Source organism: Pseudomonas sp. NBRC 111131, from assembly GCF_001320525.1.
In the GTDB taxonomy this organism is placed as follows: domain Bacteria; phylum Pseudomonadota; class Gammaproteobacteria; order Pseudomonadales; family Pseudomonadaceae; genus Aquipseudomonas; species Aquipseudomonas ceruminis.
Genome location: NZ_BCBH01000048.1, coordinates 19,441 through 34,100, shown reverse-complemented (window position 1 = coordinate 34,100; position 14,660 = coordinate 19,441). Strand labels below are relative to the sequence as shown.

Annotated in this window: 19 protein-coding genes, 1 tRNA gene and 2 pseudogenes; 11 read left to right on the top strand and 11 right to left on the bottom strand. The window is 59.8% G+C overall.

Translation table 11 applies throughout. The features are described from left to right. Both APH34_RS29665 and APH34_RS26430 read left to right on the top strand, forming a co-directional pair. On the top strand, nt 1-315 hold a 315-nt coding region (locus tag APH34_RS29665), incomplete at its 5' end, for a hypothetical protein (RefSeq protein ID WP_054903615.1). Beyond that, a complete protein-coding gene (locus APH34_RS26430; RefSeq protein WP_054903614.1) occupies nt 312-809 on the top strand; it encodes a DUF2514 domain-containing protein in 498 nt (165 codons plus the stop codon). The genes APH34_RS29665 and APH34_RS26430, both read left to right, overlap by 4 nt. A gap of 22 nt (nt 810-831) precedes the next feature. On the opposite strand, the gene APH34_RS26425 is transcribed toward APH34_RS26430, so the two are convergent. Further along, a complete protein-coding gene (locus APH34_RS26425; protein WP_054903613.1) occupies nt 832-1,497 on the bottom strand; it encodes an SOS response-associated peptidase in 666 nt (221 codons plus the stop codon). A gap of 108 nt (nt 1,498-1,605) precedes the next feature. Between APH34_RS26425 and APH34_RS26420 the strand changes: the two genes are divergently transcribed. Then, nucleotides 1,606-1,914, top strand: coding sequence for a hypothetical protein (locus APH34_RS26420; protein ID WP_054903612.1), 309 nt, complete (start codon nt 1,606-1,608; stop codon nt 1,912-1,914). Continuing rightward, nucleotides 1,904-2,209: a hypothetical protein gene (locus tag APH34_RS26415; RefSeq protein ID WP_054903611.1), complete on the top strand. Its 306-nt coding sequence runs from the start codon at nt 1,904-1,906 to the stop codon at nt 2,207-2,209. Before APH34_RS26420 ends, APH34_RS26415 begins: the two co-directional genes overlap by 11 nt. A 542-nt stretch (nt 2,210-2,751) precedes the next feature. Here APH34_RS26415 and APH34_RS26410 read toward each other — a convergent pair. Beyond that, nucleotides 2,752-3,903, bottom strand: coding sequence for an acyltransferase (locus APH34_RS26410; RefSeq protein ID WP_054903610.1), 1,152 nt, complete (start codon nt 3,901-3,903; stop codon nt 2,752-2,754). Between the two features lie 148 nt (nt 3,904-4,051). Here APH34_RS26410 and APH34_RS30465 point away from each other — a divergent pair. Next, a pseudogene (locus APH34_RS30465) lies at nt 4,052-4,221 on the top strand (structural protein P5); the annotation flags it as partial. Next, nucleotides 4,205-4,408: pseudogene (locus APH34_RS29425) on the top strand (DUF2514 family protein); the annotation flags it as partial. The pseudogenes APH34_RS30465 and APH34_RS29425, both read left to right, overlap by 17 nt. 520 nt (nt 4,409-4,928) lie before the next feature. On the opposite strand, the gene APH34_RS29025 reads toward APH34_RS29425, so the two are convergent. Together APH34_RS29025 and APH34_RS26405 are read right to left on the bottom strand one after the other, a co-directional pair. Further along, complete coding sequence (locus tag APH34_RS29025) at nt 4,929-5,249, bottom strand: YceK/YidQ family lipoprotein (protein WP_082422898.1); 321 nt, start codon at nt 5,247-5,249, stop codon at nt 4,929-4,931. A gap of 92 nt (nt 5,250-5,341) precedes the next feature. Continuing rightward, nucleotides 5,342-5,863: a helix-turn-helix domain-containing protein gene (locus tag APH34_RS26405; RefSeq protein WP_054903609.1), complete on the bottom strand. Its 522-nt coding sequence runs from the start codon at nt 5,861-5,863 to the stop codon at nt 5,342-5,344. 240 nt (nt 5,864-6,103) lie between these two features. Between APH34_RS26405 and APH34_RS26400 the strand changes: the two genes are divergently transcribed. Further along, nucleotides 6,104-6,298, top strand: a complete 195-nt coding sequence (locus tag APH34_RS26400) for a hypothetical protein (protein ID WP_054903608.1) — start codon at nt 6,104-6,106, stop codon at nt 6,296-6,298. Here the strand turns inward: APH34_RS26400 and APH34_RS26395 are convergent, their stop codons facing one another. Then, nucleotides 6,299-6,712, bottom strand: a complete 414-nt coding sequence (locus APH34_RS26395) for a DoxX family protein (protein ID WP_054903607.1) — start codon at nt 6,710-6,712, stop codon at nt 6,299-6,301. Nucleotides 6,713-6,817: 105 nt separating this feature from the next. Then, nucleotides 6,818-6,902, bottom strand: a tRNA-Leu gene (locus APH34_RS26390). Between the two features lie 204 nt (nt 6,903-7,106). Between APH34_RS26390 and APH34_RS26385 the strand changes: the two genes are divergently transcribed. From APH34_RS26385 to APH34_RS26370, 4 genes are all read left to right on the top strand, one after another. Next, entirely contained in the window at nt 7,107-7,391 is a 285-nt protein-coding gene (locus APH34_RS26385) for a hypothetical protein (RefSeq protein WP_054903606.1), read from the top strand. An 84-nt stretch (nt 7,392-7,475) separates the two neighbouring features. Then, nucleotides 7,476-8,636, top strand: coding sequence for a nitrogen regulation protein NR(II) (locus APH34_RS26380; RefSeq protein ID WP_054903605.1), 1,161 nt, complete (start codon nt 7,476-7,478; stop codon nt 8,634-8,636). A 5-nt stretch (nt 8,637-8,641) separates the two neighbouring features. Beyond that, nucleotides 8,642-10,087 carry an ATPase domain-containing protein gene (locus tag APH34_RS26375; RefSeq protein ID WP_054903604.1) on the top strand — a complete coding sequence of 482 codons (1,446 nt, stop codon included), beginning with the start codon at nt 8,642-8,644 and terminating at the stop codon, nt 10,085-10,087. 11 nt (nt 10,088-10,098) lie between these two features. Next, complete coding sequence (locus APH34_RS26370) at nt 10,099-10,452, top strand: response regulator (protein ID WP_054903603.1); 354 nt, start codon at nt 10,099-10,101, stop codon at nt 10,450-10,452. 64 nt (nt 10,453-10,516) lie between these two features. On the opposite strand, the gene csrA is transcribed toward APH34_RS26370, so the two are convergent. From csrA to modA, 5 genes are all read right to left on the bottom strand, one after another. Further along, complete coding sequence (gene csrA / locus APH34_RS26365; RefSeq protein WP_008089330.1) at nt 10,517-10,714, bottom strand: carbon storage regulator CsrA; 198 nt, start codon at nt 10,712-10,714, stop codon at nt 10,517-10,519. A 253-nt stretch (nt 10,715-10,967) separates the two neighbouring features. Then, nucleotides 10,968-11,990, bottom strand: coding sequence for a DNA topoisomerase IB (locus tag APH34_RS26360; RefSeq protein WP_054903602.1), 1,023 nt, complete (start codon nt 11,988-11,990; stop codon nt 10,968-10,970). Between the two features lie 57 nt (nt 11,991-12,047). Further along, nucleotides 12,048-13,139 (bottom strand): molybdenum ABC transporter ATP-binding protein, encoded by a 1,092-nt coding sequence (modC, locus tag APH34_RS26355; protein WP_054903601.1) that lies wholly within the window; start codon nt 13,137-13,139, stop codon nt 12,048-12,050. Nucleotide 13,140: 1 nt separating this feature from the next. After that, nucleotides 13,141-13,821 (bottom strand): molybdate ABC transporter permease subunit, encoded by a 681-nt coding sequence (modB, locus tag APH34_RS26350; protein ID WP_054903600.1) that lies wholly within the window; start codon nt 13,819-13,821, stop codon nt 13,141-13,143. After that, nucleotides 13,821-14,579, bottom strand: a complete 759-nt coding sequence (gene modA, locus APH34_RS26345; RefSeq protein WP_054903599.1) for a molybdate ABC transporter substrate-binding protein — start codon at nt 14,577-14,579, stop codon at nt 13,821-13,823. Before modA ends, modB begins: the two co-directional genes overlap by 1 nt. Nucleotides 14,580-14,660 lie beyond the last annotated feature (81 nt).

Sequence of the window (14,660 nt, the reverse complement as noted above, 5' to 3'; positions counted from 1 at the left end):
GAGAACGGCATCCGCGCCCTGGGCAAGTTGCTGATCAACTACCGAGGCAAGGAAGGCATGCCCGGGGTAGGCGGGAAAGGCATCGACACGGTGCTCGAAACCATCAACCGCTGGGCGCCGAGCAACGAGAACGACACCCAGGCCTATGCCGCAGCCGTGGCCAAGCGCATCGGCGTGCGCACTACTGACCCCATCGACATCCGAAACCCGGCCACGCTCAAGGGCATGGTGGTCAGCATCATCATCCATGAGAACGGCGGTAACCCGTACCCAGCGGCAATCATCGATGAGGGCGTGCGGAGGGCACTGGCATGAAGTCCTGGGTTATCAGGTGCGTGCTGCTGCTGGCGCTCCTGGGTAGCTACTGGCTGACGTACCAGCACGGCCGGGCGGTAGAGCGGGCCGAGGCCGCCGCTGCATCAGCCCAACGGGACAGCGGCGATCGCTTGGCCGAGGTGATCGGCGAGCGCACGGCCCGCCAGGAAGAACAACGACGCGCCCAGGCGCAGGAGGAGGCGAGAGCTCATGCCCAGGAAGAACGAACGATTGCTGATGTTGGCGCTGCTGGCGCCGATGCTGTTGGCCAGCGGCTGCGCGACGAAGGCGCCAAGCTCGCCGCCACCGTCAGTTGCCCCGGCACGGATACCGCCGCTGTCACCCGAGGCCAGGCAGCCACCCGCGCCGCCATGGTGCTCTCCGACCTGCTCACACGGGCTGATGCTCGAGCGGGAGAGCTGGCGAAAGCTTATGACCGTGCCCGAATAGCCGGCCAGACCTGCGAGGCGTCCTATAATGCCCTGATCAACTGAGTGGAGCAGGGCTACCCCCTCTTCACTGAAGCGGCTCAATCAGCCCGGCGCCCTGGTTGCGCACGTTGACTACCGCGGTGCTCACCCGGTACCACTCAAACGCGTCAGCTGACTCGCCCAGGTTGAGCGCCATTTGCTCGGCCTGTTCCTTCGGGGTCCCGGCCGCCATCCACTCTCGAGCCAAGGATGGCGCGAAAACCACCGGTCTACGATCGTGCACATCGACCATACCACCCTGTGCGTCGGCGGTGATGATCACGAAACCGTCATGCTCGTTGCCTGCGAACTGGCCGATACTGGCGCACAGGGCAGGGTGCCCGTCTCGGCGCCGGATGTAGTAGGGCTGTTTCTTCGGGCCGCCCTCGTCGACCCACTCATACCAACCGTCGATGGGCGTTATGGCGCGGTGCGGCCAGATAGCCCGGAAGAACTGCCCGTGCGCTACCTTTTCGACCCTTGCGTTGATAGGTGCTGCACGGTCGGTTGCCCAGTGCGGCCGCCATCCCCACCTCACCAGATCCGTACGCGGGCCTGCGTCCCCTATCCTCAGCACAGCAACAGGCGTCGTCGGCGCGACGTTGTATCGGCCCAAAGGCTGGTCGCCGACGTTGTTTGTCCAAGCCTCTGGCAGGCTGAGCGTCTCGACGAAATCGTGTATCCCACGGTATTGGCTCAGCCTTCCGCACATGCATCATCCCTCCAGCCTGAGCACCTAAGCATAGTCCGCCGAGCGGTACTGGCGGGTGTACGAATCTTGATGGTGAAATACTGTATCGATATACAGTAATGGTGCCTCATGTACTTCCTCATCGTCCGCCGCCGCGTGAATGGCGTGGCCATTCCTACTGATCAGCTTGGGAAGATCACGCCTTTACGTGCCGACATACACATCGGCGACCATCACAGCGAATGTCTGGGTCGAGTCGCCACCCAGGCATGGGTGTTCAACCCAACACCTAGTCCTGACATCATCCCGCGCCTGCATGATGCCAAGGTCAACGGCATGGCCCAGCTCGGCATGAACATCAACGGGGTAGAGGATATCGACGGTGTGCTGTATGCGCAGTCGTGGTGGTGCAGGGCGGTTGGCGAGTATGGCAACTGACCTACCGCAGGCATGGATGGCCGAGCTTGAAGACCAGTTCGCTCTGGTTACGGACCCTGACGGCCGTGCCGCCGTACTCAGCGAGATGGCCTATGCCGCGCACCGTCGCCGGGAAGTGAGCGCCGAGAGCCTGGTGGACATGCTCGAGATTGCCGAGGCTGCTAGATACTGGGCGCTGCTCGAGCACGAGGACGCATTTCACATCGGCTTGTTCGATTACGAGGGTTGGGAAGAGCACGAGCCAGGACGGATCGTGGTAGGCAGAACGCCTGGAATGGGTAAATCGGATGTCTAAAACTTAGACGGGGAATCTCGGTTTTGCTGGGACAAATTGGCCCAAAGTAGCCAATGCATATTAGACAGTCATGCTGCATAGGCCGCGAACGGCGCGGCCTGCGGTCAGATTCTTATGCTACTGCTGCAGTACTGGAAGGTGGGCAAAATGCCCCTGAAATCGTTTCCGCAATTTCGTGCATGCCCATTGATTTTAAAGGGGTGCAGCCTCGCTAAAAAAGCGCCGATGCGGAATAGATATTCTCATAAGCCATTGAAAAACAAGGAAATTCAGGTCGGATTGCAAATCCGTCTACGCCGGTTCGATTCCGACCTCGGCCTCCACCATTCGAAAGCCCCGCAGATTAACGTCTGCGGGGTTTTTCTTTGGGCGATAGAAAACCCTATCGTTTCCGCATGATTGGGTATGGTTTAGGGCCGGTTGCTGGCTCCCCCAGTCGACAGCGCCGCGTTGGGCGTGAACATCCTCATCGGCGTTCCGGTCGCCGCGCTGGTGGTATTGAAGACGTACACCTTAATCAATGCCACCCAGCGCTGGCTTTTCTATGCTTGATTTTGCATCGAAATCGGTGGGCCTTTTTCGGAGAGCGGCTCCTTTGTCAGTATTCTAGATACATTCTTGCCAATTTTTATTGAAGGTTTTTCGACTGTGATGTGGAGTATATAGGCCAACAGTAGGATTGCCGTCAGGGTTATTAGCAGAGAGGGTTCAGGCGGTACTCCTTGGCTTGTCAGGAATCTGATGATGGCATAGCCCAGGATGGAATGTGTAGCGTAAATTGGGAAGCTTAGTTTAGCCATTATATCAAGGATCAGGTTATCCCTAGCCAGATCGCGAAACTTGAAGGCGACACCGAAAATAATTAGACCGTATGAGAAATTGTAGAGCGTGACCACGCCCATGAAGGACGTGTGCGAAATTCCAGTGACAAATATTATACTTAATACCCCTGCGTGGACAAATAATTGCCTGGCAGTGATCTTGTTTGTGTGGTAGTAAAAGAAAAGAGTTCCAATAAACATATAGACTATTAGTATTAGCTGCCACTTCAGGTTAGATAGCGATAGCTGCCTTCCTCCAGCTATAGATACCGAATCATACGAAGCCGGAAGCCATTCGCAATAGGCGAGTATCAAGACGGAAGTCACGGTTAACGCGGTTGAGTTCCCACTTCTGATGAAAGCGATTAGGATCGCGCAAGCGATATAGAACTTGATTTCTACGGCCAAGGTCCAGTTGATTAGGTCCATTGTTGGCTGTAGGAAATCATTGTTTACAAGCAATAGGTTGGAGGCTACGTAAAAGGGGTCCAATTCGTAGTTTATGCCCCAGTATTTCGATGAGCCCCATACTCCAAGCAGCATTATCGCTGAGCCTAATATGTAGACTGGGTAAATTCTCAGGGTGCGAGCCGCCAGGAAGCCTAGCGGTGAGGATCGTTTAAGTGAAAATGGGATAACGAAGCCACTTATTAGGAAGAATATTGCGACGCCTAATGTTCCGTAGTTGAACGTGGGAGGGACGATGTAGTCAAGCCATAAAGGCGCTGGGATTACCTCTATGGGGGCATGTATGTAGTGTGAAACTACATCTTTGTTGTACCAGTAGACGCCGCACCAATGTGCTAAAAGCACCATTATGACGGCTATACCTCGTAACTGATCGGCGAAAATTACTTTGCCTGGACCTGACATGCCATTTTCCTCAGACTGAATCCGCGAAAATATACAGTTTGCTCGCTTGGTAAGCGAGCTTCCTGCTCATGTTTCTGACATTCAGGACAACGGCCTGCCTGCTCCCGCAACAGGTACAAATTCAAATCAAAGCTCCATAACCCGTCTCCTGCGGGTTTTTTGTGCCTGGAGAAAACCTACGACCGCACGCGGTGTACGCAACAACAACCCAACAACATCGATTTCAACCCGCGCAATGACTGGGGCAAGGATGGTATGTCTGGGGTGGGCGGCAAAGGCATCGACACGCTGCTGGAGGCCATCAACTGTCAGTTACCCTGGCACGGATACCGCCGCTGTCGCCCTAAGACAGGCAGCCAGCCGCGCCGCTATCGTGCTCTCCGAAGGGCCAGGCCGGTCTGATGCACGAGCGGGAGAGCTGGCGAAAGCTTATGACCGAGCACGCATCGCAGGCCGGCAGTGCCGCCGCATAGTAGGGCAGCGCTTAACGCTCGATATCGACTGAACTTCTGAGAGCACCTATGGATCTGAGCTTGACGTCGCGTAACGAAGTGCTAGGCGGCGGATAAGATCACTGTTGCCCAGGGGAGCTCAGGCATGTTTTCGGAAGACTTTTACGGCGCATTCCTCGTGGCCGGAGTCGTACTCGTTTTTGCGGTTCTGGCCATAGCCCTGCATTCGACTCAAGGGTCATGACTCGCAGCCTCACGTGGCGGTGAGGTGGGGGCCGGCGGTGGCGTCTTGCTCCGAACCGCCGGCAAAGAGGATGGCTATTCTACGGTGCAAATCCAGCGGTGGTTGTGCCGGTATGGTGCTCGAGTGAATGTTACGTCCGCAACCAAGGTCATGCCACAATCCTGAAGCGCTTCGGTCAGTTGTACGAGTGTCTCTGCTTCGATAGTCATTGCTGTTACCTCGTCAGATTTACTGCGTTCCTAATTCCTGACCAGATGGGCAACCGCCTGATTCAATTTTTCTTGCTGCTCTAGCCTAGGCCAGAGCCAGAAGGGCAGGTGCCCTGAGCATCAATATTCCAGCCTGCGGACAGGCGCATTGCCGCGCTTGAATTGCTGATAGCCGGTGTAGGGAAGAATCACAGTGTCAGCAATACCCGATGCAGCCATGTCGATCAGAATCGGGAATGGCGCCCAATGCGCTCCCGATCTTTGTGGACTGTCCAGGTTACAGAACTGATACGCAACGCCGCTGTACGCCCGAGGAATGGTGTGGCAATGGGTATGCCATTTAGCCAGGTCATCTACGGCCTTCGGCTCGTTCGACACTGTGCGCACGGTCCCGCACCCGGTCAGTGCAACTGTAATGAGTATTCCAATCCATCGTTTCATGAAACGACCTCTCCCGGTGACGGCCGAAACATAGCGCATCTCTGTCATCACGATTGTCGCCCGCAGCCATCCGGGCGATGGCAAGGGCGGATTCACCCTCCTTTCAGGCGTACATTCTCCTTGCGCTTGAACGCCTCGTACCGAGCAGCCCGTTCCTTCGCGTAGCGACTGCTTATCGAAGCCTCCAGGTCTGCGCGCTGCACAGGCACTGCGCAGTGCGGGCAGACACTGGCCACGCCGACGTCATGGCCACATGCACGGTGCACAAAATGCACTGCAAGCCCCTCGTCTTCCTGCTTGCACCACGTTTCCCCCCAGGCTCGCAGGGCGTAGATCACGGGGTAAAAGTCCCACCCTTTTTGTGTCAGATGATACTCATGTCGCAGCGGCTTTGCGTTATAGGGCCGGCGCTCTACCAAGCCATCGGCTTCCAGTGCTTTCAGGCGCGATGTCAGCATCTGCGGCGTGGCCCCGGTATGGATCTGCATCTCCTCGAAGCGCGCCGTGCCCATGTACAGCTCGCGCAGCACCAGGATCGTCCATTTGTCGCCCAGTATATCCACCGAGCGGGCCACCGGGCATACCGTAGCCGGTCTATCTTCTTGAGTTCGCATTGTGTCCGTCGTACCGTGGTAACTATTGTTTTCATAGTACCACGCCGCAGCGGTACAACCCTATTCGATCACGTGTTCACCAGGTGCGCAAAAAAAGCCCGCCGTGAAGGCGGGCAATGAACGTTTTTGAAGGGAGAGCCTTCAGCCTGAGGCTGGCCGGTTAAGTGAGTATTAACTGCAATCCATTGACCCGGACCCACGATGGGCCTATACAGGCGTGCCAGATTTCCAGGAGCAACCATGCGCGACGAAGACGACCTGCACGAGCCTGAGCACGATCACCTGCTCGATCACGAGTTCCTCTACGACGATTTCGAAGCAGAGGCGGATGCCCAGGGCGCCGAGGATGAGGTTGAGGAAGACGAAGCATTGCTGGATGACCTTGATGACGACGATCATGATCACCCAGCCTGGCATGACGACCTGGACGACTGATTAGCGCCCGTCGAGCGAGAAGCGCCCCGGGCCGCTGACGGCCAGCAGCAGCAGCCCGCCAATGATGCTCAGGTTTTTCAGGAACTGCGTCATGTTGGCAGCGCGTTCGGGGTCGGCCATGTTCCAGAACGGGTGGCCGATCAATGCGGTGCCCAGCACGAACAGGGCAAACAGAAAGGCCAGTGGGCGGGTATAGAAGCCTAGGATCAACACGATAGCCACGAAAAACTCCATGATCACCGCTACTGCGGCGGCAAGCATGGGGGCAGGTGCGCCCAGTGAAGTCATGTAGCTGACTGTGCCCTCAAAGCCGGTCAGCTTGGCCCAACCGGACAGGACGAACAGAAGCATCAGCAAAACCCGGGCGATCAGGAGGATGATGTCGCGTTGACCAGCGAACAGGGAGTAGCGCATGGCAGCATTCCAGAGGACGGAGACAAGCTCCACTCTAGCAGTTGCGGAGTGGATTTCCGCCGGACAGTAAAAAGGCGCCGCAAGGGCGCCTTTTTCACGGGAATTTGGTGCGAGTGGCGGGACTCGAACCCGCAAGGCTCACGCCGACAGATTTTAAGTCTGCTGTGTATACCAATTCCACCACACTCGCACGCTTGAAAGGGTCGTGACGACCGGCGCGCTTCTAAGCAGAAGGGCCTGACAATCAAGCGCGCTTTATAACCCATTGTTATAGTTGAGTCAACCGCAGCACCTATGATCAAAGGAACGAAGGGTCAATCCAACGGGCAATTGACACCTTGCTGTCATTAGGCCACTGTTGCCCATCTGGTTGGATCCAAATGAGTGCAATGCAATGTCCCAGGCTGGTCCCTCAACTACTACCGAGCGCGTTGTGCGTCCTCGCTTGATCTGGCGCCTGTTGTTCATGGTAGTTGTGCTGCTGGGCGGCTTTCTCTACCTTGGCCTGATCTGCCTGGGTGGCTACCTGCTGATGCTCGGTTTCGAGGCTGAGCGGCTGCAGCCGCAGCGGCTGATGGCACTGGGCGGTGGCACCCTTATTCTGCTGGTGGGCCTCTGGTTGTTGAAAGTGGCCATGCCGCGGCGGATGAGCCCGGTGCTCGTTGAGCGTAAACGTTGATAGGCACTTGCCGCACATGCTGAGTCAGGCGGGTACTATTGGCTAAGCGCATCACGTCCCTCCCGCTGTGCCTGTGGGGTTTGCATGGTTTTAGCTGACTGCATCGAACAACCCGTCATGCCCGCCAGCCGCTATGAGCAACTGGTGCAATCGGTCGTGGACTACGCCATCTACATGATCGACACCACCGGCCGTGTGGTGTCCTGGAACGCCGGTGCCGAACGCATCAAGGGCTACCGCGCCGAGGAAGTGATCGGTCGGCATTTTTCGCTGTTCTTCACACCGCAGGATTGCGCCGCCGGGCGCCCTGAATGGTTGCTCGAACAGGCGCTGGAGCAGGGCGTGGCGCAGGACGAGGGCTGGCGCGTACGTAAGGATGGCACGCAGTTCTGGGCCTTGGCCGCGCTCGATGTGATTCGTGATGACCAGGGGCAAGTCATCGGCTTGGCGAAGGTCACGCGCGATATCACCGACCGACGCGAAACGGCATTGCAACTGGACGCAGTCCGCGCGCAACTGTTCCAGGCGCAGAAGCTTGAAGCGCTAGGCCAGTTAACCGGTGGGCTGGCCCATGACTTCAATAACCTGTTGACCATCATCATCAACTCGGCACGCCTGGCACAGGCCTGCCAGGACCCCAAGCGCCTAGAACGCCTGCTGGAGCACATTCTCGATGCAGGCCAGCGCGGCACGGAGCTGACCAAGCAGCTGCTGACGTTTGCCCGTCACCGTCAGCTGGAGGTCAGCCCGATCGCACCGGCCAAGTTACTTGCTGCCACGCGCGGGCTGCTGGAGCATGCGTTGCCCCGCGATATCGAGCTGGAAGATCACGTACAGCCTGATTTGCCCCTGATCGAGGTGGATGTCGGGCAACTGCAAATGGTACTGCTCAACCTGCTGTTCAATGCCCGGGATGCCATCAGTGGTCAGGGGACGATCCGCATGGCGGTCCATGCGGTCGAGCTCGTAGGCGAGGTGGAAGGCTTGCGTGGCGCCTTCGTGTGTTTCGAAGTGAGCGATACCGGGGCAGGCATCGACCCACAGGTGTTACCGCGGATCTTCGAGCCGTTTTTCACCACCAAGCCGTTTGGCAAGGGCACCGGGCTTGGCCTCAGCCAGGCTTATGGGTTCGCCAAGCAGAGCAACGGCGCAATCAGCGTGCACAGCGAAATCGGCAAGGGCACCTGTATGCGCCTGTTCTTGCCGGCTTCTGGTCCCGGCACGGAAGATCAACTCGATAGGTAGCCACCATGGCACAAGCACTGAAACGGCTGTTGACGGGGATCGAGGGGCTCGATGCACTGCTCAAGGGCGGTTTGGTAGCAGGGGCTTCCTACATCATTCAGGGGCCGCCTGGGGCCGGCAAGACCATCCTCGCCAACCAGTTGGCATGCGGGCATGTGCGCAATGGTGGCCGGGTTTTGGTGGCGACCTTGCTCAGTGAGTCCCACGAGCGCTTGTTCCAATACCTTGGCACACTTGAATTCTTTGATCCGGCCCTGGTGGGTGACCAGATCCAGTTCGTCAGCGCCTTCGACACCCTCGAGCAGGAAGGGCTCGACGCTGTGGTCAGGTTGCTGCGCCAGGAGATCGCCCGGCAGCAGGCCAGCCTGCTGATTGTCGATGGTGTACTCAATGCCCGGGTGCGTGCGGAAACATCCCTCGACACCAAGAAATTCGTCTCGGAACTGCAGGGGCATGCGGCCTTTGCCGGGTGCACGGTGCTATTGCTGACCAGCGCTCGGCTGGATGAGGGCAGCCCGGAGCACACGATGGTCGATGGCGTGATCGAGCTGGGTGAGCAACTGATCGGCAGCCGTGCCATGCGCCATGTCCAACTGCGCAAGACGCGTGGCAGCGGCGCACTGTCGGGGCGCCACGAGTGCCTGATAGACGAGGCGGGGATGCATGTCTACCCGCGCCTGGAGGCCTTGTACAGCCACCCCAGCCAGCATGGCACTGCCACCTTGAGCCGGACCTCCACCGGCATCGCGTCACTGGACGAAATGCTTGGCGCAGGGGTGGCCACGGGCTCGATCAGCCTGTTGATGGGGCCATCGGGAATCGGTAAGACGTCGCTGGGGCTGGCCTTTCTGGCTGCTGGCACGGTCCAGGCACCTGCGCTGCATTTCGGCTTTTACGAAACACCAGAACGGTTACGCCTGAAGGCAACATCGCTGGGTTTCGACTTTGCCGCGCTGGAGAGTCAAGGCGCTTTGCAGCTGTGCTGGCAGCCTACGACCGAGGGCTTGCTCGACCAGGTAGGTGCGCGCTTGTTGGCGCGTGTCGAGCAACAGCGCAGCAAGCGGGTGCTGATCGATAGCCTGGGTGCGTTCAGCCGCCTGGCGGTCGACCCCGCGCGGCTCAATGCATTCTTCCGCGCCCTGACGGGCGAGCTGCGCGCGCGCGATGTCAGCGTCATGCTCACCTGGGAGATGCGCGACCTTTTCGGTTCGGAAATCACCGCACCGGCTCCGGACCTCTCAAGCATTGTCGATAACCTTGTACTGATGCGCTTTGTCGAGATGCAGGCGCAGATGCGGCGCATGCTGTCGATACTCAAGGTGCGCGACAGCCATCATGACCCTGCGCTGCACGAGTTGCATCTCGGGCCTCAGGGCGTCAGCCTGAGCAAGGCTTTCGAGGGCGCCTGCGGCGTGCTCTCGGGTACCCCCGTGCCGCAAGGGGGCGGGTGACGGACCAACCGATGAACACCATTCTTGTGGTCGATGATGAATACCTGATCGCGGATATCCTGGGCTTCGCCCTGGAGGACGCAGGCTTTCTGGTGGAAAAGGCCAGCAACGGGCGCAAGGCCCTAGAGGCGCTGATGGAAAAGCGCGTGGAACTGGTGATCACCGACTACATGATGCCCGTGCTCAATGGCGAAGAGCTGGTGCGGGCGATTCGTGAAGAGCTGCAATTAGCTGACCTGCCGGTGATCCTCATGAGCGGCGCCCAGGCCAGCCAAGGTCGTCCGGAGCTGTTCGCCGCCATATTCGACAAGCCATTCGACATTGACAGGATGATCGCCAAGGTGCACGAACTGCTGGGCACCTGAGGCAGGGGGCGCGGTGCGTGCGGCCATTCGGTCAAGCGCGTCCGTGCGGCTTGAGGCCAGGCGTTCAGTGTTGGTCGTCGTGTTTTTCCGGAGCCGGATTGCCGGCCTGGATGCGCTTGAAGATCTCTTCCCGGTGCACCTGGACATCCTTTGGTGCATCGATGCCAATCCTCACCTGCATCCCCTTGACGCCCAGAATGGTGACTTTGATGTCATCATTGATGACGATGCTTTCGCCAACCTTACGGGTGAGTATCAGCATGTAGTTCTCCTTGGTGATATAGAAATCCGCCTGGCCAGTGACCGCAGCGGTGGGAGCCTGTCCCTCTTCCTTCTCATTAAAGACGCTTTCGGCGGATATTAATTCCCCGCCAGACAAATTCTATCGCGTGTCTTTAGCCGCAGGTGCCGATATGCAGCGTGATGTGCGTGTCGGCGAAGGTGCTCGGTGGCAAGAATAGGGGGCTTCGGCCTGTAAGGGAAATTTCTATGCATGATGGCGCGCATAGTCAGGCTCAATCGTCCTCACTTTGCTCAAGGGCCTGCAGAAACAGCAGCAACGTCACCTCTTCAGGGTCCAGCCCTTTGCGTACGCGCCGCCCTGGCAACTGGGTCAGGCGCCCCAATGCATAATGCTCAAGCACCGCTGGGTGGATATAGCAGCGCCTGCACACGGCCGGGGTATTGCCCAGGCGCGCGGCAACCTGCTTGACGATGGCCGCCACCTGGCGTTTGGCCTCGCTTTCTGGCTCCCAGGCCAGGGGCCTGAGCAGGCTCAAGGCCAGGCTGCTGCCCGCCCAGGTGCGGTAATCCTTGGCAGTGAAGTCGGCACCCGTCAGTTGCTGCAGGAACTGGTTGATCTCGCTCGAGCCGATACTGTGCCGCTGGCCATCTTCGTCCAGGTACTGGAACAGCGCTTGCCCGGGCAGCTCCATGCAGCGTTTGAGCAGGTTGGCCAGGCGCCGGTCGCGCAGGGTGACGTTGTGCTCCACGCCGCGCTTGCCGCGGAACTGGAAGCGGATGGTGCTGCCTTCGACCTTGACATGGCGATTGCGCAGGGTTGTCAAACCGTAGGACTTGTTGTCGCGCAGATAGCGTTGGTTGCCGATACGGATCAGCGTGTGATCCAGCAGGCTTACCACCAACGCCATGACTTTTTCCCGGTCCAGCCCTGGCCGCGCCAGGTGCGTTTCCAGTTGGGCGCGCAGCTTGGGCAAGGCTTGGGCAAACGCCAGCATGCGCCCGTACTTGTGCTGGTCGCGCAGCTCGCGCCACTGGGCGTGGTAGCGATACTGCTTGCGGCCCCGTGCGTCTATCCCGGTGGCTTGCAGGTGGCCTTGCGGGTCGGCGCAGATCCACACATTGGTGTAGGCCGGCGGGATCACCAGGGCGGCGATGCGGGCCAGGGTGTCGCTGTCACGTACACGCTGGCCTTGCGCGTCGAGGTAGATGAAGCGGTCGCGCCAGCGGCGGCGGCTCAGGCCGGGTTGGCTGTCGTCTACGTAATGCAGGCTGGCGGGTAAGGTGCAGTCGAGCATTGGCGGCGTGCCTCGATCAGGATGCTGATCAATGGACAACGGCTGCGTGCCCGATGCTCAGCCCAGCAGCGCCACCGACTTGATCTGAGCGTACAAGGCCAGGCCTGGGTGCAGGCCGAGCTGCTCCGCCGAGTAGCGGGTGATGCGCGCCAGCAAGGCGTTGCCGCCGGCGTCCAAGCTGACCAGCACATGCGCCGGGTTGTCTGCCGAGCGCGTTTCACGCACCCGCACCGGCAGGCGGTTGAGGATGCTGGACGTGCTGTCTGCTGTCAGCGCCAGGCTCACGTCGCGGGCTTGCACCTTCACGCGCAGGGTGCTGCCCATGCTGTGGGCCGGATGGGCGATGCGCAACACCGGGGCACCGTTGCCGGGCAGGCGCAAGTCAAGCAGGTCGTACTGCGGGTCATGGCCGACGACCAGGCCTTCGAACACCACACCGGCATCCTCGCCCTGGGCCAGTGACAGGTCGAGGCGGGCAAGGGTCTCGGCGATCGGCCCGCTGGCCATGGCCTTGCCTTGCTCGAGCAGAACCAGGTGGTCGGCCAGGCGTGCCACTTCGTCCTGGGCATGGCTGACATACACCAGGGGGATGTCCAGTTCGTCATGCAGCCGTTCAAGGTAGGGGAGGATTTCCCGCTTGCGCGGCCCATCCAGTGCTGCCAAAGGTTCGTCCATCAACAACAGGCGTGGGCTGCTGAGCAGTGCCCGGGCGATGCCCACGCGCTGGGCTTCGCCACCAGACAGCGTTGCCGGGCGACGTTCGAGCAGGTGGCCGATACCTAGCAGTTTGCAGGCTTGGTCCAGGCTGACCTTGCGCTCATTGGGTGCAATGCGCCGCCAGCCGAATTCCAGGTTGCCCCGTACCGACAGGTGCGGGAACAGGCTCGCCTCTTGGAACACGTACCCCACTGGGCGCAGGTGTGGCGCCTGGAAGTAGCCCCGTGCGCTGTCTTCCCAGACTTCACCGTTGACTTCGATGTAGGCGCTGGCCGCCCGTTCCAGGCCCGCCAGGCAGCGTAGGCACGACGTCTTGCCTGAACCTGAGTGACCGAACAGCGCGCTGATGCCGCGCCCAGGCAGTTGCAGGTCGACATCCAGGGTGAAGTCGTCACGCGCCAGCTTCAGCTGCGCCAAAATCGATCCGGTCATTTCAGCTCCAGCCAGCCTTGCTGCGGCGTCCGGCGTACAGCAGGAGCAGCACCAGGAACGAGAACACCAGCATGGCACCGGCCAGCCAGTGGGCTTGCGAATACTCCATGGCCTCGACGTGATCGAAGATCTGCACCGAAACCACACGTGTCTTGTCGGGGATGTTGCCACCGATCATCAGCACCACGCCGAACTCGCCCACGGTGTGCGCAAAGCCGAGGATGCTGGCGGTAACGAAGCCGGGGCGCGCCAGCGGCAGTACCACATGAACAAAGGTGTCCCACGGGCTGGCGCGCAGGGTGGCGGCCACCTCCAGCGGGCGCTGGCCGATGGCGCCAAAGGCGTTCTGCAGCGGTTGCACCACGAACGGCATGGAGTACACCGTCGAGCCGATCACCAGGCCGGTGAAACTGAACACCACGCTACCCAGGCCCAGCGCCTGGGTAGCCTGGCCCAGCCAGCCATGGGGGCCAAGGGCGATCAGCAGGTAGAAGCCGATCACGGTCGGTGGTAGCACCAGCGGCAGCGCCACTATCGCGCCCACCGGCCCGCGCAGCCACGAGCGCGTGCGCGCCAGCCACCAGGCGATGGGCGTACCGATGACTAGCAGGATCAAGGTGGTCAGGCTGGCCAGTTTGACGGTCAGCCAGATTGCACCCAGGTCACTGGCGTCCAGTGGCATCAAAGTTCATAGCCGTAGGACTTGATCACCGCAGCGGCTTTCGGGCCTTTGAGGTATTCCACCAATGCCTTGGCGGCAGCGCTGTCCTTGCCTTTGTTGAGGATCACCGCATCCTGGCGGATCGGGTCGTGCAGCTCGGACGGCACGATCCAGGCGGAGCCATTGGTTACCTTGCCATCCTTGTAGATCTGCGACAGGGCCACGAAGCCCAGCTCGGCGTTGCCGGTGGACACGAACTGGAAGGCTTGGGTGATGTTCTGCCCTTCGACGATTTTGCCTTTAGTGGCGTCGCTCAGGCCCAGCTTGCTCAGTACCTGTGTGGCGGCCAGGCCGTAAGGGGCGGCTTTCGGGTTGGCGATGGACAGGTGCTTGTATTCGTTCTTCTTCAGGACTTCGCCCTTGGCATCAACGTAACCTTCCTTGGCCGACCATAGGGCCAGGGTGCCGATGGCATAGGTGAAGCGCGAGCCGGGGACGATTTCTTTTTCCTGCTCGAGCTTGGCCGGGGTGCTGTCGTCGGCGGCGAGGAATACCTCGAACGGTGCGCCGTTCTTGATCTGTGCGTAGAACTGCCCGGTAGCGCCGAAGGCGGCGACCAGCTTGTGACCGGTATCTTTCTCGAAGTCCTTGGCGATGGCCTGAATCGGCGCGGTGAAGTTCGCAGCGACCGCGACCTGAACCTCGTCGGCCCAGGCGCTGTTGAGGGAGATCAGGCTTGCCAGGGCGGTGGCGGCCAGGTGGTTCAGGCGGATACGCATCGAGACAGCTCCTTGGGGTGGTTATCGTTATAGCGGTTACTATATAGCGATAGGCCACCGGCCGGGAAGGGGCTGTAGGGA